Annotated in this window: 22 protein-coding genes and 5 tRNA genes; 20 read left to right on the forward strand and 7 right to left on the reverse strand. The window is 69.9% G+C overall.

Annotated elements, in window-relative coordinates; genetic code table 11:
• Nucleotides 1–5 precede the first annotated feature (5 nt).
• Entirely contained in the window at nt 6–3773 is a 3768-nt protein-coding gene (locus tag OG709_RS26370; protein ID WP_329167781.1) for a nitrate- and nitrite sensing domain-containing protein, read from the reverse strand.
• Nucleotides 3774–4365: 592 nt separating this feature from the next.
• On the opposite strand from OG709_RS26370, the gene OG709_RS26375 reads away from it, so the two are divergent.
• From OG709_RS26375 to OG709_RS26415, 9 genes are all read left to right on the forward strand, one after another.
• A complete protein-coding gene (locus OG709_RS26375) occupies nt 4366–4560 on the forward strand; it encodes a hypothetical protein (RefSeq protein ID WP_250297595.1) in 195 nt (64 codons plus the stop codon).
• 91 nt (nt 4561–4651) lie between these two features.
• Nucleotides 4652–5437: a fumarylacetoacetate hydrolase family protein gene (locus OG709_RS26380; protein WP_250297594.1), complete on the forward strand. Its 786-nt coding sequence runs from the start codon at nt 4652–4654 to the stop codon at nt 5435–5437.
• The gene (gene gltX / locus OG709_RS26385) at nt 5430–6908 is read left to right on the forward strand and encodes a glutamate--tRNA ligase (protein ID WP_326693923.1); all 1479 of its coding nucleotides are present in this window, start codon (nt 5430–5432) and stop codon (nt 6906–6908) included. Before OG709_RS26380 ends, gltX begins: the two co-directional genes overlap by 8 nt.
• Nucleotides 6909–6952: 44 nt before the next feature.
• Nucleotides 6953–7672, forward strand: coding sequence for an HAD family hydrolase (locus OG709_RS26390; RefSeq protein ID WP_250297591.1), 720 nt, complete (start codon nt 6953–6955; stop codon nt 7670–7672).
• An 87-nt stretch (nt 7673–7759) separates the two neighbouring features.
• Nucleotides 7760–7831: transfer RNA gene (locus OG709_RS26395), tRNA-Gln, on the forward strand.
• Between the two features lie 34 nt (nt 7832–7865).
• A tRNA-Glu gene (locus OG709_RS26400) sits at nt 7866–7938 on the forward strand.
• A 61-nt stretch (nt 7939–7999) separates the two neighbouring features.
• A tRNA-Glu gene (locus OG709_RS26405) sits at nt 8000–8072 on the forward strand.
• An 8-nt stretch (nt 8073–8080) separates the two neighbouring features.
• Nucleotides 8081–8152: transfer RNA gene (locus tag OG709_RS26410), tRNA-Gln, on the forward strand.
• Between the two features lie 24 nt (nt 8153–8176).
• Nucleotides 8177–8249: transfer RNA gene (locus OG709_RS26415), tRNA-Glu, on the forward strand.
• 154 nt (nt 8250–8403) lie between these two features.
• Here the strand turns inward: OG709_RS26415 and ndgR are convergent.
• Nucleotides 8404–9120 (reverse strand): IclR family transcriptional regulator NdgR, encoded by a 717-nt coding sequence (gene ndgR, locus OG709_RS26420; RefSeq protein WP_250297589.1) that lies wholly within the window; start codon nt 9118–9120, stop codon nt 8404–8406.
• Nucleotides 9121–9293: 173 nt separating this feature from the next.
• On the opposite strand from ndgR, the gene leuC reads away from it, so the two are divergent.
• The 4 genes from leuC to OG709_RS26440 all read left to right on the forward strand — a co-directional run bounded on the left by leuC (nt 9294) and on the right by OG709_RS26440 (nt 12446).
• On the forward strand, nt 9294–10718 hold the full coding sequence (gene leuC / locus OG709_RS26425; protein ID WP_266640570.1) for a 3-isopropylmalate dehydratase large subunit: 1425 nt from the start codon (nt 9294–9296) through the stop codon (nt 10716–10718).
• Nucleotides 10719–10723: 5 nt separating this feature from the next.
• Nucleotides 10724–11317 (forward strand): 3-isopropylmalate dehydratase small subunit, encoded by a 594-nt coding sequence (leuD, locus tag OG709_RS26430; RefSeq protein ID WP_329167786.1) that lies wholly within the window; start codon nt 10724–10726, stop codon nt 11315–11317.
• Nucleotides 11318–11421: 104 nt separating this feature from the next.
• Nucleotides 11422–11700 (forward strand): hypothetical protein, encoded by a 279-nt coding sequence (locus OG709_RS26435; RefSeq protein WP_250297583.1) that lies wholly within the window; start codon nt 11422–11424, stop codon nt 11698–11700.
• Between the two features lie 92 nt (nt 11701–11792).
• Nucleotides 11793–12446: an HU family DNA-binding protein gene (locus tag OG709_RS26440; RefSeq protein ID WP_250297581.1), complete on the forward strand. Its 654-nt coding sequence runs from the start codon at nt 11793–11795 to the stop codon at nt 12444–12446.
• A 102-nt stretch (nt 12447–12548) separates the two neighbouring features.
• On the opposite strand, the gene OG709_RS26445 is transcribed toward OG709_RS26440, so the two are convergent.
• On the reverse strand, nt 12549–12752 hold the full coding sequence (locus OG709_RS26445; RefSeq protein ID WP_250297580.1) for a hypothetical protein: 204 nt from the start codon (nt 12750–12752) through the stop codon (nt 12549–12551).
• Nucleotides 12753–12812: 60 nt separating this feature from the next.
• A complete protein-coding gene (gene cofC, locus OG709_RS26450) occupies nt 12813–13463 on the reverse strand; it encodes a 2-phospho-L-lactate guanylyltransferase (protein ID WP_250297579.1) in 651 nt (216 codons plus the stop codon).
• Between the two features lie 140 nt (nt 13464–13603).
• On the opposite strand from cofC, the gene OG709_RS26455 reads away from it, so the two are divergent.
• Genes OG709_RS26455 through OG709_RS26465 form a run of 3 tightly spaced genes read left to right on the forward strand, consistent with a single transcriptional unit; the run spans nt 13604 to nt 16553 of the window.
• A complete protein-coding gene (locus OG709_RS26455; protein WP_250297577.1) occupies nt 13604–14356 on the forward strand; it encodes a lysophospholipid acyltransferase family protein in 753 nt (250 codons plus the stop codon).
• Complete coding sequence (locus tag OG709_RS26460) at nt 14353–15354, forward strand: NAD(P)H-dependent glycerol-3-phosphate dehydrogenase (RefSeq protein WP_266640568.1); 1002 nt, start codon at nt 14353–14355, stop codon at nt 15352–15354. Before OG709_RS26455 ends, OG709_RS26460 begins: the two co-directional genes overlap by 4 nt.
• A 35-nt stretch (nt 15355–15389) precedes the next feature.
• Nucleotides 15390–16553: a D-alanine--D-alanine ligase family protein gene (locus tag OG709_RS26465; RefSeq protein WP_250297573.1), complete on the forward strand. Its 1164-nt coding sequence runs from the start codon at nt 15390–15392 to the stop codon at nt 16551–16553.
• A gap of 57 nt (nt 16554–16610) precedes the next feature.
• Here OG709_RS26465 and OG709_RS26470 read toward each other — a convergent pair whose 3' ends face one another.
• A complete protein-coding gene (locus OG709_RS26470) occupies nt 16611–17081 on the reverse strand; it encodes a DUF3515 domain-containing protein (RefSeq protein WP_266640567.1) in 471 nt (156 codons plus the stop codon).
• Nucleotides 17082–17101: 20 nt separating this feature from the next.
• Nucleotides 17102–17335 (reverse strand): Lrp/AsnC family transcriptional regulator, encoded by a 234-nt coding sequence (locus OG709_RS26475; RefSeq protein ID WP_250297571.1) that lies wholly within the window; start codon nt 17333–17335, stop codon nt 17102–17104.
• A gap of 326 nt (nt 17336–17661) precedes the next feature.
• Between OG709_RS26475 and OG709_RS26480 the strand changes: the two genes are divergently transcribed.
• Both OG709_RS26480 and thiD read left to right on the forward strand, forming a co-directional pair.
• Nucleotides 17662–18627, forward strand: a complete 966-nt coding sequence (locus OG709_RS26480; RefSeq protein ID WP_250297569.1) for a thiamine-phosphate kinase — start codon at nt 17662–17664, stop codon at nt 18625–18627.
• Entirely contained in the window at nt 18597–19418 is an 822-nt protein-coding gene (gene thiD / locus OG709_RS26485; RefSeq protein WP_405688565.1) for a bifunctional hydroxymethylpyrimidine kinase/phosphomethylpyrimidine kinase, read from the forward strand. The genes OG709_RS26480 and thiD overlap by 31 nt, the downstream gene beginning before the upstream one ends.
• Before the next feature lie 128 nt (nt 19419–19546).
• Here thiD and rpmB read toward each other — a convergent pair whose 3' ends face one another.
• Nucleotides 19547–19732, reverse strand: coding sequence for a 50S ribosomal protein L28 (rpmB, locus tag OG709_RS26490; protein ID WP_028426177.1), 186 nt, complete (start codon nt 19730–19732; stop codon nt 19547–19549).
• Between the two features lie 234 nt (nt 19733–19966).
• Here rpmB and OG709_RS26495 point away from each other — a divergent pair, with 234 nt between their 5' ends.
• Complete coding sequence (locus tag OG709_RS26495) at nt 19967–21604, forward strand: DAK2 domain-containing protein (RefSeq protein WP_329167799.1); 1638 nt, start codon at nt 19967–19969, stop codon at nt 21602–21604.
• A gap of 107 nt (nt 21605–21711) precedes the next feature.
• On the forward strand, nt 21712–23907 hold the full coding sequence (gene recG, locus OG709_RS26500; protein ID WP_266640563.1) for an ATP-dependent DNA helicase RecG: 2196 nt from the start codon (nt 21712–21714) through the stop codon (nt 23905–23907).
• Nucleotides 23908–23942: the final 35 nt, after the last annotated feature.

The raw sequence follows: 23942 nt of genomic DNA on the forward strand, positions 1-23942 counted from the left end.
CTCAACTAGTGCTCCTGCTGGTGAGAGGGGCCGGTTCCGGCTTGGCGGCCCTGCTGGATGCCACGCCGGAGATTGGTCAGCCGGCCGCGTACGTCGTCTGGCGCACGCGAAACCTGCGGACCGGCCTGGTGGGCCTGCTGCTGTGCGGTGCCGGGGACCAGATTGGCACGCGGTACCCGTCGGGGCAGACCGGATGTGGTGACACCACCGGCTGCGGGCTTCTTCGCCCGCTCCGCCTGCCGTACGAGTTCGTCGTTGGGAGACGAGCGCCAGGTGGTGCTCGGTCCGCCCTGCCCGGCGGGCTCACGGCGGGGTGCCGGAGAGGCAGCCGCCGTCGGCTGCTGGGGTACGGAGGGTTCCTGCGGCTCGGCGGCCCTCGCGGCCTGCGCGCCGTGGAACCAGTTGGTCTCCAGCGTGTCGTAGAGCGGCGTACGGCCGTCACCGGGATCGGCGGCCGGCGGCAGCGCGTCGTACTGGGGCTGCTGCGGCAGGCTGTGGGGGACGGCGGGACGCGGCAGGCCCGGCGCGGGGCCGTCGTTCTCGCGGTCACGCCGGTTCGGCAGACCGCCCGGAGCCTCCGAAGGGGCAGGCGGGCGCGGTGCGTTGAAGTCCGAGAACTCCGGCCGCGGGAACTGCGCCGTGGACGCGGGGTCCTGCGGCTGCTGCTGCGGCTCCTGGTACTGCGGCTCCTGGTACCCGGCGTCCTGCTGGTGCGGTTCCTGGTGCTGCTGCACCTGGGGCACCTGAGGAATCTGCGGGCGCCGCTGGGGGCCACGGACGTCCGGGCGCTCGAAGACGTCGGAGCGCTCGAACTGGCCGGTGCTCTGCGGCGGCGGCCCGTCGAAGTCCGGACGCTGGAACTCGGCGGTGGATCCCGGGCCCTGCCGCTCGTTGAAGAACGTGTCGGACCCGCCCTGCCGGTCCTGGGAAGGGAATCCGCCGGGCTGGGCGCCATGGGGCGGCGCCCCGTTGGACTGACGCATCGGCCGCAACGGCTGCCGGTACTGCGCACCCGGTCCGCCCGCGTCCGTCTCCTCGTGGCCGCGCGGCACGTCGGGCCCACCGCGCTGCGGCAGTTCGTTGCCCCAGCTCGGGGTCTGCGGGCGCTGCGCCGCCTGCGGCTGGGGGTTACCGCCGGGCAGCTCGGCCCGGGGACCGCCGCTGGGCGGCAGCTGCTGCTGACGTCCCGGCTGAGGCTGGAAGGCGTCGTTCCCCGACTGCTGGGGGAACTGCTGGCCGGGCTGCCGGCGCCCGGGACCGTTACCGCCCTGGCCGTCCTGACCGCCCTGGCCCATGCGGCGGGGCATGGGCGCCCCGGCGCCGAAGGCGTTCATCGAAGCGGGGGCCGGCGCCGAAGTGCCCTGCGGCGGACCGGGCTGCTGCGGTGCCCCGCCCTGCTGCGGGCCGCCGGGGTGGATCGAACGGTCTCCGTCGCGGGAGGGCAGCGCGGCGCGCGGTCCGTTCCCCGCGACCTGGCCGCGCGGGGTGCCCGCCCCGACCTGACCACGCGGAGTACCGGCGCCGACCTGGCCGCGCGGAGTACCCGGACCGACCCGGCCGGAGCCGGCCGACGGAGGCTTCTGCCCCATCTGCCCCATCTGCGGCTGTCCGCCGGGGACTCCGGGCTTGGCCGGGGCCTTCTTGCCGCCCTGGGCGACATCGACGGGCAGCATGACCAGCGCGGTCGTACCACCGGAGTCGGACGGCCTGAGCTGGATGCGGATGCCGTGTCGCAGGGACAGCCGGCCGACCACGAACAGACCCATCCGGCGGGACACCGAGACGTCCACGGTGGGCGGCGAGGCGAGCCGCTCGTTGATCGCCGCGAGGTCCTCGGGGGAGAGACCGATACCGGTGTCGTGGATCTCGACGAGGACCCGGCCGTCGGGCAGCGCGTGCCCGGTGACGCGGACCTTCGTCTGCGGCGAGGAGAACGACGTCGCGTTCTCCAGCAGCTCGGCGAGCAGGTGGACGAGGTCGTTGACCACGCGGCCCGCGACCTCGGTCGCGGGAACCGCCGCCAGCTCGATGCGCTCGTACTGCTCCACCTCGGACGCGGCGGCGCGGAGCACGTCGACCAGCGGCACGGGACGGGTCCACCGGCGGCCCGGCTCCTCGCCCGCGAGGACGAGGAGGTTCTCACCGTTCCGGCGCATACGGGTCGCGAGGTGGTCGAGCTTGAAGAGCGAGGACAGCTGGTCCGGGTCGGCCTCACGCGACTCCAGCTCGGAGATGAGCGAGAGTTGGCGCTGGATGAGGCCCTGGCTGCGGCGCGAGAGGTTGGTGAACATCGCGTTGACGTTGCCCCGCAGCATGGCCTGCTCGGAGGCGAGCCGGACAGCCTCGCGGTGCACGTCGTCGAAGGCCGCGGCGACCTGTCCGATCTCGTCCCGGCTGTGCACACCGACGGACTCGACGGAGGTGTCCACGTCCTGCGGGTCGGTCTCGGACAGCTGCTTGACCAGCTCGGGCAGGCGCTCCCCGGCGACCTTGGTGGCGGTGTCCTGCAGCCGGCGCAGCGAACGGATCATGGACCGGGCGACGACGTAGGCGCCGACCAGCGACACACCCAGGACGAGCACGATCAGCGCGGCGTTCATGATCGCCTCGCTCTCGGCGTCGTTCCGCAGCGAGCGGGCCTTCTGCTCCATCTCGCCGAGCAGCGTGGCCTCGATGGTCTTCATGGCCGTGATGCGGTTGCTGTCCGCGTCGTACCAGTCCTTGTACGAACGAGGGGCCTGGTTGGCCAGACCGCCCTGGTTCTCCAGGACGTGCTTCGCGTACAGGTTGGCCGCCGTGATCTCCGGGTTACCGGTGTCCAACGGGGCGGTCAGCGTCGCGGAGTTGCCCGCGTAGACCAGCTTGAAGGACTTGAGCGCGTCCTCCTCGCTCTGCATCGCGGACTTGGCGAAGAGCCGGTCGCTCTCCTCCAGGTGGCCGTGGTCCTTCTTGTTCGGCGGCAGGGCCGCGGAGATGACCGCCCGCTGGATGGACGCGTACTCCTTGGCGGACGAGAAGGCCGCCAGGGCGCGCGTGCGCTTGATCATCTCGGGGTTGGCGGTCGCCTGTGCCATGTCCTGCGAGAGGCCGAGCAGCGAGTCGATCAGTTCGCTGTACTCGTTGACCGTCTGCGTGGTGGTGGCATTGCCCTGGTAGGCGTCGGCGCGGATGGCCTTGAGGCGGGTCAGCTTGGTGGCGATGCCGCGGAGGCTGCCCCGGATCGACTCGATCGACTCGTCACGCTTGGTGCTGTCGAACTGCGTGGTGCCGTCGAGGAATGCCTTGTCGGCGAGGTCGGTGCGCTTGCGCGGCTCCGCGACGTTGAAGTCGTCGGCCTTCGCGCCGTGTGCCAGCGGACCCGCGGACTTGTCCCGCTCCTCCTGGAGCGCGGCGGCCAGCTCGGTCGCCTGCTTGGTCATCTGGGTGAGCAGCTGCATGTGGTCCAGCTGCTGCATCTTGGTCAGCGAGTCGTCGATGCGCAGCCCGCCGAGGGTGGTCGCGGCGACCACGGGCAGTGCCAGCAGCGACACGAGACGGGTACTGATGCGCCAGTTGCGCAGGGCTATTCGTGAGCCGGTGCTGACCGGGCCCTTCGACTTCGGAGCAGCCGGGACCGAGGCCGAGGCCGAACCTCTGGACTCACCCGCGCCGGCCGAGGCCGGACCGTGGTTCTGCGGGTTCTGGGCGTGCTGGGGGGAGGAGGCGCGGTCGGTCCCGCCGCGCGGCTCCTGTTCCGCCGCAGCGCTGCCATCCCTCTTGAAACGTCCCTGCACTAGCGTCGCAACCTCTGGACCAGGCGTCCCTCCGCACAGGCGGTGGCACGGTGTCGAGTCGTGGGGCGCGGCGCGCCCCATGGTGGTCGTCAGTGACCGGCGTCTTTACTTTCCCCCTTCACCGCCGCCACTCGGCGCTGCGTTGCGCCCGTCGTGCGCCGGTCCGGTCGTGTCTCCACAAAGACTGCGCGGCAGTGCGTGGAATTCCAGCACAGTGACGGATCTCCAACAAGGGCCAAGTACCTGGCCGTGACCTTATTGACAGGGCGTGAGCACCGAGTTACCAGGCGTAGAAAGTGATCACGGAGGAATCGGACTTTTGTTTACGTACCGCTTACGGCCGGGGGGTGTCCCAGTCGCGACGATCAGGAGCGGAATGAATGGTTCAGGTACGCAATGTCCCTTTGGTGGTAGAGGGTTGACTGTCTGAGATGCCCCAATTATCCGGTGAGTCGTGAGGAAACTCACACCTAGATCGTTGTCCCCTCCACGCTTCTGCGGGGAATCAGATGTTTAGCCTGACGCTTTACAGGGATGGCGAATCCGACAACCCGGCGCTCCGCGCCCCCGACCGACAGGGCCGAACAAGCAGATGAAGACGACGACGTTGTTCCGCAACACTGCCAACCCCCGCCGCACCACGCTCGCCCACCTCGCGGACGCCGAGCAGCTGCAGCGCCCCGAGCAGCCGGAGCACGCCGTGACCCTGCCCACCGCGACGGCCAACCCCCGCCGCACCATCCTGATGGAAGCACCCGCCCCGACGCAGGTCACCGACGCCGAGTGACGCGGGGTAATCGCGCGGCAGCCCCTCCCCGCCCGAGTTAGCCTGGAGCGTCAGACTCCAGCCAGCCAGTAAGTGAGGGGCGACAGCACTCGTGCGCATCGCCAGATTCTCCATCGACGGCAATGTCGCCTTCGGCGCGGTCGAGGGCGAAGACACCGGCAACGCAGCCGGTCTCGTCCTCGACATCATCAAGGGCATTCCGTACGCCGACTTCGAGCTCTCGGGCACCAAGGTCCCGCTGAGCAAGGTCCGGCTGCTGCCGCCCGTGCTCCCCAACAAGGTCGTCGCCTTCGGCCGCAACTACGCGGAGCACGCGGCAGAACTCGGCAACGAGGTCCCGGACGCCCCGTTCGCCTTCTTCAAGCCCACCACCTCGGTGATCGGCTCCGGCGACGCCATCGAGTACCCCTCCTTCTCCAGCGAGCTGCACCACGAGGCCGAACTGGCCGTGGTCATCGGCCGGATGTGCCGCGAGGTCCCGCGCGAACGCGTCAAGGACGTCATCTTCGGCTACACCTGCGCCAACGACGTGACCGCCCGCGACGTCCAGAAGCGCGAGAAGCAGTGGGCCAGGGCCAAGGGCTTCGACACCTCGTGTCCGCTGGGCCCCTGGGTGGAGACCGACCTCGACCCGTCCGACCTCACCATCCAGGCCACGGTCAACGGCGACCAGCGCCAACTCGGCCGGACCAGCGAGATGATCCACTCCATCGAGGATCTGATCGTCAACATCTCCGACGCCATGACACTCCTTCCCGGAGACGTCATCCTGACCGGCACCCCGGCCGGCGTCGGACCGCTCAACATCGGCGACGAGGTCGCCGTCACCATCGAAGGCATCGGCACTCTCACCAACAAGGTGATCAAGCGTGGCTAACGCGACCGTCCGCGTACGTTTCTGTCCCTCCCCGACCGGCAACCCGCACGTGGGCCTGGTCCGTACCGCCCTGTTCAACTGGGCGTTCGCCCGGCACACCGGCGGCACCATGGTCTTCCGTATCGAAGACACCGACGCGGCCCGCGACTCCGAGGAGTCGTACAACCAGCTCCTCGACTCGCTGAGCTGGCTCGGTCTCGACTGGGACGAGGGCCCCGACGAGGTCGGCGGCCCGCACGCGCCGTACCGCCAGTCGCAGCGCATGGACATCTACGCGGACATCGCGAAGAGGCTCCAGGACGCGGGCCACGCGTACGACTGCTACTGCACCACCGCCGAGCTGGACGAGCGCCGCGACGCCGCCCGCAAGGCCGGCAGGCCCTCGGGGTACGACGGCCACTGCCGCGACCTCACCGAGGAGCAGACCGCCGCCTACAAGGCCGAGGGCCGTACGTCCATCGTCCGCTTCCGGATGCCCGACGAGACGATCACCTTCGACGACCTGGTCCGCGGTGAACTCACCTTCACCCCGGAGAACGTGCCGGACTTCGGGATCGTCCGGGCCAACGGCGCCCCCCTCTACACGCTCGTCAACCCGGTCGACGACGCGCTGATGGAGATCACGCACGTGCTGCGCGGCGAGGACCTGCTCTCCTCCACCCCGCGCCAGATCGCGCTCTACAAGGCGCTGATCGAACTGGGCGTCGCCAAGCAGATCCCGCTCTTCGGACACCTCCCGTACGTCATGGGCGAGGGCAACAAGAAGCTCTCCAAGCGTGACCCCGAGGCGTCCCTCAACCTCTACCGCGAGCGCGGCTTCCTCCCCGAGGGGCTGCTCAACTACCTGTCCCTGCTGGGCTGGTCGTTCTCCGCGGACCGGGACATCTTCACGGTCGCCGAGCTGGTCGAGAAGTTCGACATCAAGGACGTCAACGCCAACCCGGCCCGCTTCGACCTGAAGAAGGCCGAGGCGATCAACGCCGACCACATCCGGCTGCTGGACGTGAAGGCCTTCACCGAGGCCTGCACCCCGTGGCTGCGCGCCCCGCACGCGAACTGGCCGGAGGAGAACTTCGACCAGGCCGCCTGGGAGGCCATCGCCCCGCACGCCCAGACCCGCCTCACGGTCCTCTCGGACATCACGGCCAACGTCGACTTCCTCTTCCTGGACCAGCCGGTCGAGGACGAGGCGTCCTGGACCAAGGCGATGAAGGGCGACCCGGTCGCCCTCCTCACCACGGCCCGCGCCAACCTGGCCGACGCCGACTGGACCAGCCCCGAGGCGCTCAAGGCAGCCGTCCTGGCAGCCGGCGAGACCCACGGCCTGAAGCTCGGCAAGGCCCAGGCCCCGGTCCGCGTCGCGGTCACCGGCCGCACGGTCGGCCTGCCGCTCTTCGAGTCCCTGGAGATCCTGGGCAAGGAGCGCTCGCTCCAGCGGATCGACGCGGCGCTGGCGAAGCTGTCCGCGTAAAGAACCACCGACAGCCCGGGTGTTGCCGTCCTAGGCTGGAACACATGCAGATACGCGCGATCCTCTGGGACATCGACGACACGATCTTCGACTACACCAGCGCCGACCGCATCGGCATGCGACAGCATCTGGAGGCCGAGGGCCTGCCCGACGGATACGAGTCCGTCGAGCAGGCCCTCGTCCGTTGGCGGGAGATCACCGACCAGTGCTGGGCGCGTTTCTCGGCAGGGGAGACGGACTGGCAGGGCCAGCGCCGCGACCGGGTCCGCTCGTTCACGGGCGGGGCACTGAGCGACGAGGCGGCGGACGCCTGGTTCGCCCGTCATCTCGCCCGCTACGAGGCCGCCTGGGAGCTCTTCCCCGACTTCCTGCCGGCCCTGGACCAGCTGACGGCGGACTACCGCCATGGCGTGCTGTCGAACTCCGCCGCCCACAACCAGGAACACAAACTGCGCACGCTCGGTGTACGGGACCGGTTCGAGGTGCTGGTCTGCGCCGCCGAACTGGGCGTCGCCAAACCCGCACCGGGGGCCTTCCACGCCGCCTGTGACGCCCTGGGGCTCGTACCGGGGGAGGTCCTGTACGTCGGAGATCAGCCGGACATCGACGCGGCCGGTGCGCTCGCCGCCGGACTGTCCGCGGTCTGGCTCGACCGCCAAGATCGCGGAGGGCGGCCCGAACTGGTCCGGATCACCGGACTCGGCCGGCTACCCGGCCTGCTGCGGGGCGATACCCGTTTTGGAGCGCCGTCCACCTTCAGGTAATGTTCTTCTTGCGCCGCCCGACCGGGCCGGAAGGCCGGAGCGGACAGCGCAAGCCGAGCAAGACCCCATAAAGGGGTTGCGCTTTGGTGGGCTATGGTGTAATTGGCAACACAACGGTTTCTGGTACCGTCATTCTAGGTTCGAGTCCTGGTAGCCCAGCGCAAAACCAGTAGTAGCAATCCTTGCAGTACAAGCCCCCGTTGTGTAGCGGCCTAGCACGCTGCCCTCTCACGGCAGTAGCGCCGGTTCGAATCCGGTCGGGGGTACAGATCCTTCCCGTGAGTTCTTCAGGGTCGCACCCGATGAACTTGATGCAGGATCGCTAGGGCCCCCGTTGTGTAGCGGCCTAGCACGCTGCCCTCTCACGGCAGTAGCGCCGGTTCGAATCCGGTCGGGGGTACTCCACCATGGGCTATGGTGTAATTGGCAACACAACGGTTTCTGGTACCGTCATTCTAGGTTCGAGTCCTGGTAGCCCAGCGTAGTTGCTCGACCGCAGTACAAGCCCCCGTTGTGTAGCGGCCTAGCACGCTGCCCTCTCACGGCAGTAGCGCCGGTTCGAATCCGGTCGGGGGTACCCATGAGGAAGGTCCTTCACTTCGGTGAAGGACCTTTTCTGTATGCCGAGTTGGGAATTCGTCGCGGATGAGCGCGGCAGTGGGGGACAGGGGCCGCCACGACGTTGGGGCGGCCTCGGGGGCTGGATGTGCGGGTCGGTGCGGGTGGGTGGTTCAGCCGGTACGGCGCAGCGCCTCGGAGAGCCTGCCCGCGGCGTCGATGACCGCCTGGGCGTGCATCCGCCCCGGGTGCCGGGTCAGCCGCTCGATCGGTCCCGATACGGAGACCGCGGCGACCACGCGGTTCGACGGCCCGCGTACCGGAGCGGAGACCGAGGCCACGCCGGGCTCGCGCTCGCCGATCGACTGGGCCCAGCCCCTGCGCCGGACGCCCGAGAGCGCCGTCGCCGTGAACCGGGCGCCCTGGAGCCCCCGGTGGAGACGTTCGGGCTCCTCCCAGCCCATCAGGATCTGGGCGGACGAACCGGCCTTCATGGTGAGTGTGGAGCCGACCGGGACGGTGTCCCGCAGCCCCGACAGCCGCTCCGCCGCCGCCACGCAGATCCGCATGTCGCCCTGGCGCCGGTAGAGCTGGGCGCTCTCACCGGTGACGTCGCGCAGATGTGTCAGTACCGGTCCGGCCGTGGCCAGCAGCCGGTCCTCGCCCGCCGCCGCGGCGAGCTCGGAGAGGCGGGGGCCGAGTATGAACCGGCCCTGCATGTCCCTCGCCACCAGACGGTGGTGTTCCAGTGCCACGGCGAGCCGGTGTGCCGTGGGTCGTGCGAGCCCGGTCGCCGCGACCAGCCCGGCGAGGGTGGCCGGACCGGACTCCAGAGCGCTCAATACCAGAGCTGCCTTGTCGAGAACGCCGACGCCGCTAGAGTTGTCCATGCAACGATACTCGCGTCTCACTCTGTGAAACGCAAGTTCAATTTTCCAGGGAACTTGCCAACCTGTAGGGGCGGTCGTACAACGACTCGCAGTTGCCCGCCCGGTACGGGGGTTCGGACGGGGACGCCCGATTTCTAGTTGGGCCGGCGAAGGCGCCGGCCGGAGGGAAAGCGATGGGTAGGACACTCGCGGAGAAGGTCTGGGACGACCATGTCGTCAGGCGCGCGGAAGGCGAGCCCGACCTCCTCTTCATCGATCTGCACCTGCTGCACGAGGTGACCAGCCCGCAGGCGTTCGACGGCCTGCGCCAGAACGGCCGGCCGGTGCGGCGCCTCGACCTCACCATCGCCACCGAGGACCACAACACCCCGACCATCGACATCGACAAGCCCATCGCGGACCCGGTCTCCCGGGTCCAGCTGGAGACACTGCGCAAGAACTGCGCGGAGTTCGGCGTGCGACTGCACCCGCTGGGCGACGTCGAGCAGGGTGTCGTCCACGTCGTGGGGCCGCAGCTGGGTCTGACCCAGCCGGGCACCACGGTGGTCTGCGGTGACAGCCACACCTCCACCCACGGTGCCTTCGGAGCGCTGGCGTTCGGGATCGGCACCTCGCAGGTCGAGCACGTGCTGGCGACCCAGACGCTGCCGATGGCCCGCCCCATGACGATGGCCATCACGGTCGAGGGCGAACTGCCCGACTCCGTCACGGCCAAGGACCTGATCCTGGCGATCATCGCCCGGATCGGCACCGGCGGCGGCCAGGGCTACATCCTGGAGTACCGCGGCTCCGCCATCGAGAAGCTCTCGATGGAAGCCCGCATGACCATCTGCAACATGTCGATCGAGGCGGGTGCGCGGGCCGGCATGATCGCCCCCGACCAGACCACCTTCGACTACCTCCAGGGCCGCGACCACGCCCCGCAGGGCGCAGACTGGGACGCGGCGGTCGAGTACTGGAAGACCCTGCGCACCGACGACGACGCGGTCTTCGACGCCGAGGTGTTCATCGACGGCGCCGAACTGGCCCCGTTCGTCACCTGGGGCACCAACCCCGGCCAGGGCGCCCCGCTTTCCGCCAGCGTCCCCGACCCGGCTTCGTACGAAGACGCCTCGGAGCGTCTGGCCGCCGAAAAGGCCCTGGAATACATGGGGTTGACCGCCGGGCAGCCGCTGCGTGACATCAAGGTCGACACGGTCTTCGTAGGTTCCTGCACCAACGGCCGTATCGAGGACCTGCGCAACGCGGCGGCCGTCCTGGAAGGCCGCAAAGTCGCCGACGGGGTACGGATGCTGGTCGTCCCGGGCTCGGTACGCGTCGCCCTGCAGGCCGTCGAGGAAGGCCTGAACAAGGTATTCACCGCGGCGGGCGCCGAATGGCGGCACGCGGGCTGCTCGATGTGCCTGGGCATGAACCCGGACCAACTCGCGCCCGGCGAGCGTTCGGCGTCCACCTCCAACCGTAACTTCGAGGGCAGGCAGGGCAAGGGCGGCCGTACGCACCTGGTCTCCCCGCAGGTGGCCGCCGCCACCGCCGTGCTGGGCCGGCTGGCCTCGCCGGCCGACCTGTCCGACGCTCCGACCCTCGTGGAGGCCTGATTTCCATGGAAGCTTTCACCAAGCACACCGGCCGGGTCGTCCCGCTGCGCCGCGGCAACGTCGACACCGACCAGATCATCCCGGCCCACTGGCTGAAGAAGGTCACCCGCGACGGCTTCGAGGGCGGGCTCTTCGAGGCCTGGCGCAAGGACCCGCAGTTCGTGCTCAACCAGCCCGAGCGCAAGGGTGCGACGGTGCTGGTCGCGGGTCCCGACTTCGGTACCGGCTCCTCCCGCGAACACGCGGTGTGGGCCCTGCAGAACTACGGCTTCAAGACCGTGATCTCGTCCCGGTTCGCCGACATCTTCCGCGGGAACTCGCTCAAGAACGGGCTCCTGACGGTGGTTCTCGACCAGAAGATCGTGGACGCCATCTGGGAGCTGACCGAGGCCGATCCGACCGCCGAGGTCACGGTGGACCTGGAGAGCCGCCAGGTGCTCGCGGAGGGCATCACCGCCGACTTCGAGCTCGACGAGAACGCCCGCTGGCGGCTGCTGAACGGCCTGGACGACATCAGCCTCACCCTTCAGAACGAAGCGGACATCACGGCTTACGAGGCGGCCCGACCGGCCTTCAAGCCGCGTACAATTAACGCCTGAGCAGCACTTATTCAGGACTGCGCCCCCTGCCAGCCGGCAGGGGGCGCAGTCGCTTGTTGAGCCCCCGTCGGGCGACAACTCGCCCCAGATGGCACAATCGGCGCATGGGACGCGACAACCAACTCAAGCTCTACGCGGAAGTCGCCGAACAAATGAAAGAAGCGCACACAAGGGTGCGTGAACTGCAAGTCCCGGAGGGCGTAAGGATGGCGCTGTCCCGGAAGCTGTTGGTCATCACGGCCACGGCGAAGCACGATCTCACCGATGCAGCAACGCGGCTGGACCGGTTGATGAAGGACCTCGACGAGGGTCGATTCCCCGATGGCAACTCCCTTGGTGCAACTCCGCAGCGGTTGAGTTCGTTGCGGCACAAGGGTGATTAGACCGTTTCGTGTTTGATTTGCGGTATATATCTGCCTAACGTGCGAAAAAGCCTGAACAGTTTCGTTCGGGCAATGTCTCCGAAGGGGAAGACGTGAACAAGGCGCAGCTCGTAGAGGCCATTGCCGACAAGGTCGGTGGCCGCCAGCAGGCCGCAGACGCTGTCGATGCCGTACTGGACGCGATCGTCCGCGCAGTTGTCGGCGGCGACCGTGTATCGGTCACCGGCTTCGGCTCGTTCGAGAAGGTCGACCGTCCGGCCCGTTACGCCCGCAACCCGCAGACGGGTGAGCGCGTACGGGTCAAGAAGACCTCGGTGCCGCGTTTCCGCGCGGGCCAGGGCTTCAAGGACCTCGTCAGCGGCTCGAAGAAGCTCCCGAAGAACGACGTGGCCGTGAAGAAGGCGCCCAAGGGCAGCCTCTCGGGCGGTTCTTCCACCCGTACGACCGTCAAGAAGGCCGCGGCCAAGAAGGCCACCGCCGCCAAGAAGACGGCCGCGAAGAAGACCACGGCAGCGAAGACCGCCGCCAAGAAGACGGTGGCGGCCAAGAAGGCCACCACGGCCAAGAAGGCCACCACGGCCAAGGCGGTCGCGAAGAAGGCCGCCCCGGCGAAGAAGGCCACTGCGAAGAAGGCCACCGCCAAGAAGACCGCGCCGGCCAAGAAGACCGTGGCCAAGAAGGCGCCCGCGAAGAAGACCACGGCGCGCAAGACCACCGCCAAGAAGGCCACCGCCAGGAAGAAGTAGGCGGCACGGGCCACCCACGCGTCGGGCCGGACTCCTTCGGGAGTCCGGCCCGCGGTGCGTTCTGCCGTGTGTCGTGCTGCGTGCGCGGGCTGTGCGCGGGTTTCAGAAGGTCTGGAGCGTCACCAGCGAGATGTTCAGGGAGTCGCCCTCGCCCGTCGTCTCGATCCGTACCCGCTGTCCGGGCCGCAACAGTCTCAGGCCCCCCGCGTCGAAGGCCGGGGCGCCGAAAGCCACCGGGGTGCCGTCGTCGAGCAGCACGCTGCCGCTGCGGGACTCGGAGTCGTACGTGTACGCGGTCGCCTGCATGCCCGAAGCTTACGACCTGGTGCGCGACAGAGGTCGGGCTGCCGGTGCCGGCCCGGACCGTCACCCCGCCGTGGCCGCGTACCGTACGGCCGTGTGCGGGCCGAGGCCCAGGGCCACCGCGGCCAGCAGATCGTCCCCGGTGTCCACGTCCTGGCGCACCGAACGGACGTCATCGAGAAGTATTTCCACCGCTCCCGACGCGGAATGCCGGGCCCGTGAAAGGCCACCGAAAGCCGGGATCAATTCCGTGCCCGGCGTCGCTGTCAGTAAAGTCGTGCCGATTCCCGCGGCGTCCGTCAGAAATGCGCGGGGAAAATCAGCGGCCCGTTCGAGTACCCGCAGCAATTCCTCCGGGCGCAGCGCCGGAAGATCGGCATTCAGTGCTGCCACGGCCGCACCGGGGCGCAGCGCACGGACCGAACGCGCACCGTGCGCCAGCGCCGGGTTGAGCCCGCTCGCGGAGATATCCGGCACAATCCGGGCACCCAGTGCGGCCAGTTCCACCGCGGCCAGTGCGTCGTTGGTGACGACGGCCACATCACGTACCGCGGAACAAGCCAGCGCCGCCGCCACCGTGTCCTGCGCGAAGGCCAGCGCGAGCCCCGGGCGCACCGCGTCGGACGCCGCCGGTGCGAGTCTGCTCTTCGCCAGCGCCAGGGGCTTCAGGGGTACCACCAGGGACCAGTTGACGGTCCGATCCATGTTCGGCATCGGCCCCATTGTGGCCTGAGCCCGCGATACCGGGCGGGCCGGGCCGGGCGTACGGTGTTCTCGACAGAGCAGGGGCCTGGGGCGAGACGTGACGTGTTCGACAGCCAGGCAGAGTTGAGGTCCTAGTGGAAGGTGTCCGGGTGTCCCGCCGCAGAATCGGCTTCTGGTACCGCCTCGCGGCGGTCATTGCTAAACCGCCGTTGCTGGTTCTGTTCAAGCGGGACTGGAGCGGAATGGAGCACATGCCGGAGGACGGCGGCTTTATCACCGCGGTCAATCACAACTCGTATCTCGACATGTTCTCCTACGGTCACTTCCAGTACAACACGGGCAAGGTGCCCCGCTTCCTGGCGAAGGCGGCGCTGTTCAAGGTCCCGGTGGTCGGGATGCTGCTGCGCGGTACCGGGCAGATCCCGGTCTACCGCGAGTCCTCCAACGCCTTCGGTGCTTTCCGGGCCGCTGTGGACGCCGTGCAGCGTGGTGAGTGCGTCGCCTTCTACCCCGAGGGCACCCTCACCCGCGACCCCGGCCAGTGGCCGATGACCGCGAAGAACGGGGTGGCGCGGGCCGCGCTGCTCACCAGGGCGCCGGTCATTCCGGTGGCCCAGTGGGGCGCCAACCTGGCCATGCCGCCGTACGCCACCGAGAAGAAGGTCCGCTTCTTCCCGCGCAAGACGCTGGAGGTGAAGGCCGGACCGCCGGTCGACCTCAGCCGGTTCGACGGCGTGGAACCCACCCCCGAGGTGCTCCGGGAGGCGACCGAGACCATCATGGCCGCTGTCACCGCCCTGTTGGAGGAGCTGCGCGGGGAGAAGGCGCCCGCCGAACCGTACGACCACCGCAAGGCCCGCGCAACAGCGCGGCGCAAGGCCGCAGGAGAGGGCACCAAGTGACGCGAGTAGCCGTCTTCGGCAGTGGATCCTGGGGCACGGCCTTCGCCGTCGTCCTGGCCGACGCGGGCTGTGACGTGACCCTCTGGGGGCGTCGCGCCGGTCTCGTCGACGCCATCAACACCACCCGGACCAACCCCGACTACCTGCCGGGGATCGAACTCCCCGCGACGGTACGGGCCACCACGGACCCCGCGGAGGCCGCCCGCGACGCCGAGTTCACGGTGCTCACCGTGCCCTCGCAGACGCTGCGCGCCAACCTCACGGACTGGGCGCACCTGCTGCACCCCGGCACCGTCCTCGTCTCGCTGATGAAGGGCGTCGAACTCGGCACGGCCAAGCGGATGAGCGAGGTGATCGAGGAGGTCGCCAAGGTCCCCGCAGAGCGTGTCGCCGTACTCACCGGGCCCAACCTCGCCCGGGAGGTCGCCGGCCGCATGCCCGCCGCCGCCGTGGTCGCCTGCCAGGACGAAGCGGTGGCCCGGCGCATCCAGGCCGCCTGTCACACGTCGTACTTCCGTCCGTACACCAACACCGACGTCGTCGGCTGTGAACTCGGCGGCGCCGTCAAGAACGTGATCGGCCTCGCCGTCGGGATCGCCGACGGCATGGGCCTGGGCGACAACGCCAAGGGATCGCTGATCACCCGCGGCCTGGCCGAGACCACCCGGCTCGGGCTGGCGATGGGCGCGGACCCGCTGACCTTCTCCGGCCTCGCGGGCCTGGGCGATCTGGTCGCCACCTGTTCGTCACCGCTCTCGCGCAACCACACCTTCGGCACCAACCTCGGCCGTGGCATGACGCTCCAAGAGGCCATCGCGGCCACCAGCCAGACGGCCGAAGGCGTCAAGTCCTGTGAGTCGGTGGCGGATCTGGCCCGGCGACACGAGGTCGAAATGCCGCTCACGGAAACCGTTGTGGACATCGTCCACAACGGGAAGGCGCCGGTCGTCGCGCTGAAGGAACTGATGTCGCGCAGCGCCAAGGCCGAGCGACGCTGAACTCGGCACGTACCAGCAGGTACCCTCAACGCGATATGAGCAGCGAGAACTCCTCCCAGAGCCTTGAGCAGCAGCGTCGTAAGCCGCGTGTGGCGGTCGTCTTCGGCGGGCGCAGCTCCGAACACGCCATCTCGGTGGTCACCGCGGGCGCGGTGCTGCGCGCCATCGACCGTACGAAGTACGACGTGCTGCCCATCGGCATCACGACGGACGGCCGCTGGGCGCTGACCGCGGACGATCCCGACCGGATGGCCATCACCGACCGCACCCTGCCGACGGTGGCCGAGATCGCCGAGCCCATCGAGGGCGGCGTGGTGCTCTCCGTCGACCCCGGCAACCGTGAGGTCGTCTACAGCGAGCCGGGCTCGGTGCCCAAGGCGCTGGGCGACGTCGACGTGGTCTTCCCGGTACTGCACGGTCCGTATGGCGAGGACGGCACCCTGCAGGGTCTGCTGGAACTCTCCGGTGTGCCCTACGTCGGCGCGGGCGTGCTCGCCTCCGCCGTCGGCCAGGACAAGGAGTACATGAAGCGGGTGTTCATCTCCTTCGGGCTGCCGGTCGGCCCGTACGAGGTGATCCGGCCCCGCGAGTGGAGCCGGGACCCCGCCGCTGCCCGCAAGAAGATCGTGGACTTCGCCGGTGAGCACGGCTGGCCGCTCTTCGTGAAGCCCGCCCGGGGCGGTTCCTCGATGGGCATCACCAAGGTCGACTCGTTGGCGGGCCTGGACGACGCCGTCGAGGAGGCGCAGCGCCACGACCCGAAGGTGCTCGTCGAGTCGCTGCTGCGCGGCCGTGAGATCGAGTGCGGGGTGCTGGAGTTCCCGGACGGACCGCGGGCCAGCGTGCCCGCCGAGATCCCGCCGGTCACCGCGCACGACTTCTACGACTTCGAGGCGAAGTACATCCCCGGGGAGTCCGCGGCCGGTCTGGTGCCCGCGCCGCTGACCGCCGAGCAGACCGCCGAGGTGCAGCGGCTCGCGGTCGAGGCGTTCGACGCGGTCTCCTGCGAGGGCCTGGTGCGCGCCGACTTCTTCCTCACCGAGGACGGCGGGTTCGTCATCAACGAGATCAACACGATGCCGGGGTTCACCCCGATCTCCATGTACCCGCGGATGTGGCAGGAGAGCGGCGTCAGCTACCAGGAGCTGGTGGACCGGCTGATCCAGGCCGCGCTCGACCGCTCGACAGGGCTGCGCTGAGCAGGGCTTGCCGCCGGGCCGTCCGGTCCGGCGGGGCCCGGCGGTCCGGGACAGGTTCTAGAGGCTGGACGGATCCGTCTTCTTGATGGCGCTCGCGAAGTCGGAGAGCGGGGTGACGTCATGGGCGTACTTCTGCCCCAGGGTCACCTCGACGTAGGCCTTGCGGTAGGTGGTCGTGAACCGCGGGCCGTCGGCCCGCTGTTCCAGCATCCAGTTGACCCCGTCCGCCTCGACCGCCTTGGCCTGCGGATCGTCCATCTCGTCGGGGCGCGGGACACCGCAGCGCAGTACGATCGCCGCATCCCCCCATCCCGCGGTCAGTTCGGACTTCGGCGCCAGCTCGGAGCGGTTCTGCCCCGCGACGGTCTTCGGCAGCTCCTTGTCGAGTGCCTTGCACAGCTCGACCTGGTCCGCGGGCGGCTCGGGAACCGCGACCGATGTCGCGTCGTCCGTCGATGAGCAGCCCGCGGCAGCCAGCAGCAGGGCCAGGGCGGAAAGCGTCAGGAGCCGATGGCGGGAAGACGTCACCGGCCCAGCGTAGACGGGGGCTAGATGTGCACGACCGGGCAGGTCAGGGTTCGTGTGATGCCGTCCACTTGCTGGACCTTGGCGACCACCATGCGGCCGAGTTCGTCGACCGTGTCGGACTGCGCCCGGACGATCACGTCGTAGGGGCCGGTCACGTCCTCGGCCTGGATCACCCCGGGGATCTTGCCGACGAGCTCGGCGACGGCGGTCGCCTTGCCCACTTCGGTCTGGATGAGGATGTACGCCTGTACCACGGAACCTCCAAGGCGGCCACGAGGATCATGTGGGGGATAAAGGGACGCCACGGTATCGCGTCGTTCCGGGCAGCGGGGAGACCTGCGCGCCCGGCAGTGCCACGCGTTCGGGGCGTATGGGATACAGGGTTGACGTACCCGATTGACGGTACCTACAGCAGTGACGGCCCGCGACCGCGAGTGGACCGGGGCCGAAGGGGTACGGCGATGCGCTGTCCGCACGGGGACGCCGTCCCCTGCCGGGACCGCGCCCGGGGCCCCGGCGGGAAAAAGCCGACAAGCAGGCCGGACCTGATGTCCGGGATCACGATGAGAGGCGAGGGGCGATGAAGGGCACTGTGGGGGAGCTCGGGGAGTTCGGGCTGATCAGAGAGCTCACCTCCCGGCTCACGACCACGCCGGCGGTACGGCTGGGACCGGGCGACGACGCCGCGGTCGTGGCCGCACCCGACCGGCGGGTGGTCGCCAGCACGGACATCCTGCTCGAAGGGCGGCATTTCCGCCGGGACTGGTCCACGGCGTACGACGTGGGCCGCAAGGCCGCCGCGCAGAACCTGGCGGACATCGCGGCCATGGGCGCGGTGCCCACCGCGATTCTGCTGGGCCTGGTGGTGCCCGCCGAACTCCCGGTCACCTGGCCGACCGAGCTGATGGACGGCATCCGCGACGAGTGCCAGGTGGCCGGCGCGGCCGTGGTCGGCGGTGACGTCGTACGCGGCGAGACCATCACCGTCTCCATCACCGCCCTCGGCGACCTCCGCAACCACGAGCCGGTCACCAGATCCGGAGCCATGCCCGGCGATGTCGTCGCCGTCACCGGGTGGTTGGGCTGGTCGGCCGCCGGTTACGCGGTGCTCTCCCGCGGATTCCGCTCGCCGCGCGCCTTCGTCGAGGCGCACCGTCGCCCCGAACCGCCGTACCACGCGGGCCCCGCGGCTGCCGGACTCGGCGCCACCGCGATGACCGACGTCAGCGACGGGCTGGTCGCCGACCTCGGTCACATCGCCGAGGCCAGCAAGGTCCGGATCGACCTGCGGGCCGGGCTGATCGATGTCCCGACCCAGATGAGCGACATCGGCCAGGCGGTCGGTGTCGACCCGCTCCAGTGGGTGCTCACCGGGGGAGAGGACCACGCGATCGTGGCGACCTTCCCGCCGGACGTGAAGCTGCCCGCCCGCTGGAAGGTGATCGGCGAGGTGCTCAACCCGTCGGCGCTGCCCCATGTGACGGTCGACGGAGCGCCGTGGACCAGCAAGGGCGGCTGGGACCACTTCGGGGACGACCCCTCGTGACGGCGCCACCGCTGGTCCTCACCGTCGCCGGATCGGACTCCGGCGGCGGTGCGGGTATCCAGGCCGACCTGAAGACGATGCTGGCGCTGGGCGTGCACGGGATGAGCGTGCTCACCGCGGTCACCGCACAGAACTCGCTGGGTGTGCACGGGGCGTGGGAGCTGCCCGCAGACGCCGTACGCGCCCAGTACCGGGCCGTGGTCGACGACATCGGCGTGCAGGCGGTGAAGACCGGAATGCTGTCGTCCGCCGAACTCGTCGAGACGGTCGCCGCGCTGCTGTCCGGGACGGACGCCCCGGTGGTCGTCGATCCGGTGGGGATCTCCAAGCACGGGGATCCGCTGCTCGCGGCGGAGGCGCTCGAATCCGTACGGACCGAGCTGCTGCCCACGGCGACGGTCGCGACGCCCAACCTGGACGAAGTGACCCAGCTCACCGGCGTACGGGTGGAGTCGGAGGCGGACCTGCCACGGGCGGCGGCGGCCGTACTGGCCCGCGGCCCGAAGTGGGTGCTGATCAAGGGCGGCCATCTCGCGGGCGACGCGGTCGATCTGCTGACGGACGGCGGCGAGGAGCACTGGCTGCGGGCGCCCCGCTACGACAACCGCCATACGCACGGCACCGGGTGCACGCTGGCCTCGGCGGTCGCCTCGTATCTGGCGCACGGCCGTGCCGTACCCGACGCGGTCGTCGCGGCCAAGGAGTACGTCACGGGTGCCATCGCGGCCGGCTTCCCGCTGGGGGCCGGCATCGGCCCGGTGGACCACGGCTGGCGGCTGCGCTCCGCGTAGACGGCGTGCGGGCAGGAGACGCCGTGCGGGCATGAGACAGCGTGCGGGCATGAGAAAAGCCGGTCCACCGAGGTGGACCGGCTTTTCAAGGCAACCGCAAGGGGCTGCGCAACGACGAACCGTCGGCGTTAGCGCGAGACCTTGCCGGCCTTGATGCACGATGTGCAGACGTTGAGCCGCTTCGGCGTCCGACCGACCACGGCACGCACGCGCTGGATGTTGGGATTCCAGCGACGCGGCGTACGGCGGTGCGAGTGCGAAATACTATTGCCGAAGCCCGGCCCCTTGCCGCAGACGTCGCAGTTGGCAGCCACGGGTCACTCCAAAGACTTCAGATGCACTTACAGTGAATTCCGGCGCGCCGGAATCATTAACTGAAGTGGCGGTACCGGGGGAATGGCCCGATTCTCATCGGGCAACCGAAGCAGCATACAACGACTGCGTCGGTAGAACGAAACTACCATGACCCGCACCGCTCCCTTCCCGGCAGCCTCTCCCGGACCCGGGTCTACCCTGCGGTGCAACCCCGCTGCTCAAGGAGGCTCCAGGTGCCGCAGCTGCCCGACGAGATGGACGCCGTCGTGGTCCGCACCTGGTGCTCACTGGCGCTCGAAGCGCTGGGCAGGGACCGCGAGGAGATCGACGCGATCAACGTCTATCCGGTCGCGGACGGGGACACCGGCACCAACCTGTACCTGACCGTGGAATCCGCTGCTCAGGCGGTGGAAGCGGTCTTCACCGCGCACGGGACCGTGGACGGCGCATCCGCTCCCGCGCTGGCCGACGCGATGGGGGCCATGGCGCACGGCGCGCTCATCGGCGCCCGGGGCAACTCGGGGACGATCCTGGCCCAGTTGCTGCGCGGCATGGCCGAGGTCCTCGGTACTCCGGCAGGTGACGATGATCACTCACAACTGCTGAGCGCCGCACTTCGCCGGGCGGCCGAATCGGCGTACCAGGCGGTCGCCCACCCCGTGGAGGGCACCGTCCTGACGGTGGCCACGGCAGCGGCCGAGGCGGCCGTCGTGGCCGGTGGCTCGGGAGGCGGCTGTACGGCGGTCGCGCGCGCGGCCCACGCGGGGGCGCGCGCGGCACTGGACGCGACCCCCGGACAACTGGCCGTGCTCGGGCGTGCGGGCGTGGTGGACGCGGGCGGGCGCGGCCTGGTCGATGTGCTCGCCGCGCTGGCCGGGGCGTTCTCCGGCGAGGCCCCGGTGGCCGAGCGGCGGCGGGCCGCGCCGGTCCTGCCACCCCACTTCACCGAGGACTGCCCGGCCGACGGCGGACCGGCCTTCGAGGTGATCTACCTCCTGGAGGCGGCGGACGACGCGGTGGCCCGGCTCCGTACCCGGCTCGACGCGCTCGGTGACTCACTCGTCGTCGTCGGCGGCGACGGTCTCTGGAACGTCCATGTGCACGTGAACGACGCGGGGGCGGCCGTGGAGGCCGGGGTCGACGCAGGACGCCCCTACCGGATCCGCATCACCCACTTCGGCTCCGCCGGAACACCCGAGCGCGAACAGGTACAGCGCGCGGTCGTCGCGGTCGTGCCCGGCGAAGGCCTGGCAGGGCTGTGCCGGGAGGCGGGCGCGACCACGGTGCTCGCCCGCCCCGGGGAGCCGCCCGCGAGCGGCGAACTGGTCGACGCGATCCGGCGCGCACACGCCCGGGAGGTCGTCCTGCTGCCCAACGACGCGGCGCTGCGGCACACGGCCGCCGCGGCGGCGGAACAGGTCAGGGCGGAGGGCGTACGGGTGGCGCTCGTCCCCACCCGGGCGGCTGTCCAGGGAGTCGCGGCCCTGGCCGTGCACGAGCCCGAACGCCGCTTCGACGAGGACGTGGTCGCCATGACGGCCGCGGCGGGCGCCACCCGCTACGCCGAACTGGCCGTCGCCGAGCGGCAGTCCTGGACGAGCGCGGGGATCTGCCAGGCGGGCGACGTACTGGGCCTGATCGACGGCGATGTCGCCGTGATCGGGGCGGACCTGGCCACGACGGCGGAGACGGTGCTGCACCGGATGCTGTCCGCAGGCGGCGAACTGGTCACGCTGGTACTGGGCGACGGGGTGCCGGTGGCTGTCGCCGACCGGCTGGAGGCGTTCGTACGGGGCGGGCACCTGGCGGTCGACACGGTGGTCTACGACGGCGGCGTGCAGGCGGCGCCGCTGCTCATCGGCGTGGAGTAGGCGCAGTGGGCGGAACGGCACGGAGCCCGGCCCGCCGCCCCGCCCCCGCACCCCCCGTCCCCGCACCCCGCGCCGGGAACCACCCGCTGTCACACCCATGGTGTGCAATGGACCTTGTGCCCGCGCTCGACGAACCACTCAAGAACACGCTCGGAGCCCCCACCGCGAAGGTGATGGCCGAGCACCTCGACCTGCACACGGTCGGCGACCTCCTGCACCACTACCCCCGCAGATACGCGGAGCGCGGCGAGCTGACCCCGCTCGCCGAACTGCCCCTGGACGAACACGTCACCGTCTTCGCGCAGGTCGCCGACGCCCGGGTGCTGACCTTCAACCAGGGCAGGGGAAAGCGTCTGGAGGTGAACATCACCGACGGGAGTGGCCGTCTCCAGCTCGTCTTCTTCGGCAAGGGCATCCACAAGCCGCACAAGGAGTTGCTTCCCGGCCGTCGTGCGATGTTCGCGGGCAAGGTCTCCAAGTTCAACCAGAAGCTCCAGCTCGCCCACCCCACGTACGAGCTGCTGGACGACGACACCGACGCGGACGCCGTGGAGGCCTGGGCGAACGAACTGATCCCCATCTACCCCGCCTGCAAGGGCCTGGAGTCCTGGAAGATCGCCAAAGCGGTCTCCGCGGTGCTGCCCAGCGCCCGGGAGGCCGCCGATCCGCTGCCGCCCGCGCTGCGCGACGGACGGGGGCTGACCACGCTGCCCGAAGCGCTGCTGAAGGTCCACCGCCCGCAGTCCAGGGCCGATGTCGCCGTGGCACGGGACCGGCTGAAGTGGGACGAGGCATTCGTCCTCCAGGTCGCGCTCGCCAGACGACGGCACGCCGAGACCCAACTGCCCGCCGTGGCAAGGAAACCCGTACCGGGCGGGCTGCTCGACGCCTTCGACGCCAAGCTGCCGTTCACCCTCACCGAAGGGCAGCAGAAGGTCAGCGCGGAGATCTTCGGCGAGCTCGCGGCCGAGCATCCGATGCACCGCCTGCTCCAGGGCGAGGTCGGTTCCGGGAAGACGATGGTCGCGCTGCGGGCCATGCTCGCGGTGGTCGACGCGGGCGGTCAGGCCGCGATGCTCGCGCCCACCGAAGTGCTCGCGCAGCAGCACCACCGGTCCATCACCGAGATGATGGGCGAGCTGGCCGAGGGCGGGACACTGGGCGGCGCCGAGGAGTCCACCAAGGTGGTCCTGCTGACCGGCTCCATGGGGGTGCCCGCCCGCCGCAGGGCGCTGCTCGACCTGGTCACCGGCGAGGCCGGGCTCGTCATCGGGACGCACGCGCTGATCGAGGACAAGGTGCAGTTCCACGACCTGGGCCTGGTGGTCGTCGACGAGCAGCACCGGTTCGGGGTGGAGCAGCGCGACGCCCTGCGCGGCAAGGGCAAGCAGCCGCCGCACCTGCTCGTCATGACGGCGACGCCCATTCCCCGCACGGTCGCGATGACGGTGTTCGGCGACCTGGAGACCTCGGTCCTCGACCAGCTTCCGGCGGGCCGCTCGCCGATCGCCACCCACGTCGTACCGGCCAAGGACAAGCCGCACTTCCTGGCCCGCGCCTGGGAGCGGGTGCGCGAAGAGGTGGAGAACGGACACCAGGCCTACATCGTGTGCCCGCGCATCGGGGACGGCGAGGACGAGCCGAAGAACAAGAAGCGGGCCGCCGGGGACGAGCCGGAGGCGGACAAACGGCCGCCGCTCGCCGTGGTGGACATCGCCGGACAGCTTTCCGGGGGCCCGCTGAAGGGGCTGCGCATCGAGATGCTGCACGGCCGGATGGCGCCCGACGACAAGGACGGCGTGATGCGCCGTTTCGCCGCGGGGGAGGTGGACGTGCTGGTCGCCACGACCGTCATCGAGGTCGGCGTCAACGTCCCCAATGCCACCGCCATGGTGATCATGGACGCTGACCGGTTCGGCGTATCCCAGCTGCACCAGCTGCGCGGCCGGGTGGGCCGCGGCTCGGCACCCGGTCTCTGTCTGCTGGTGAGCGAGGCCCACGAGGCCGGCCCCTCCCGGGCCAGACTCAGCGCGGTGGCCGCCACGCTCGACGGCTTCGAGCTCTCCCGCATCGACCTCGAACAGCGCCGTGAGGGCGACGTGCTGGGCCAGGCGCAGTCCGGTGTGCGGTCCTCGCTGCGGATGCTCGCCGTCATCGAGGACGAGGAAGTCATCGCCGCGGCCCGTGAGGAGGCCGCCAGGGTCGTCGCCGCCGACCCCGAGCTGACGAACCTGCCCGAGCTGAGGACCGCGCTGGACGCCCTCCTCGACCAGGACCGCGAGCAGTATCTCGACAAGGGCTGAGAGACTGACGGGACAGGAGCCCGACCAGGACTGAC

The sequence above is a fragment of the Streptomyces sp. NBC_01267 genome (assembly GCF_036241575.1).
In the GTDB taxonomy this organism is placed as follows: Bacteria; Actinomycetota; Actinomycetes; order Streptomycetales; family Streptomycetaceae; genus Streptomyces.

Excerpts from the sequence above, each read along its gene's own strand:
- OG709_RS26375 (WP_250297595.1), top strand. The coding sequence starts at position 4,366 with ATGAAGACGACGACGTTGTTCCGCAACACTGCCAACCCCCGCCGCACC.
- OG709_RS26390 (WP_250297591.1), top strand. The coding sequence starts at position 6,953 with ATGCAGATACGCGCGATCCTCTGGGACATCGACGACACGATCTTCGAC.
- ndgR (WP_250297589.1), bottom strand. The coding sequence starts at position 9,120 with ATGGACAACTCTAGCGGCGTCGGCGTTCTCGACAAGGCAGCTCTGGTA.
- leuC (WP_266640570.1), top strand. The coding sequence starts at position 9,294 with ATGGGTAGGACACTCGCGGAGAAGGTCTGGGACGACCATGTCGTCAGG.
- leuD (WP_329167786.1), top strand. The coding sequence starts at position 10,724 with ATGGAAGCTTTCACCAAGCACACCGGCCGGGTCGTCCCGCTGCGCCGC.
- OG709_RS26435 (WP_250297583.1), top strand. The coding sequence starts at position 11,422 with ATGGGACGCGACAACCAACTCAAGCTCTACGCGGAAGTCGCCGAACAA.
- OG709_RS26445 (WP_250297580.1), bottom strand. The coding sequence starts at position 12,752 with ATGCAGGCGACCGCGTACACGTACGACTCCGAGTCCCGCAGCGGCAGC.
- cofC (WP_250297579.1), bottom strand. The coding sequence starts at position 13,463 with ATGCCGAACATGGATCGGACCGTCAACTGGTCCCTGGTGGTACCCCTG.
- OG709_RS26465 (WP_250297573.1), top strand. The coding sequence starts at position 15,390 with ATGAGCAGCGAGAACTCCTCCCAGAGCCTTGAGCAGCAGCGTCGTAAG.
- OG709_RS26480 (WP_250297569.1), top strand. The coding sequence starts at position 17,662 with ATGAAGGGCACTGTGGGGGAGCTCGGGGAGTTCGGGCTGATCAGAGAG.
- recG (WP_266640563.1), top strand. The coding sequence starts at position 21,712 with ATGGACCTTGTGCCCGCGCTCGACGAACCACTCAAGAACACGCTCGGA.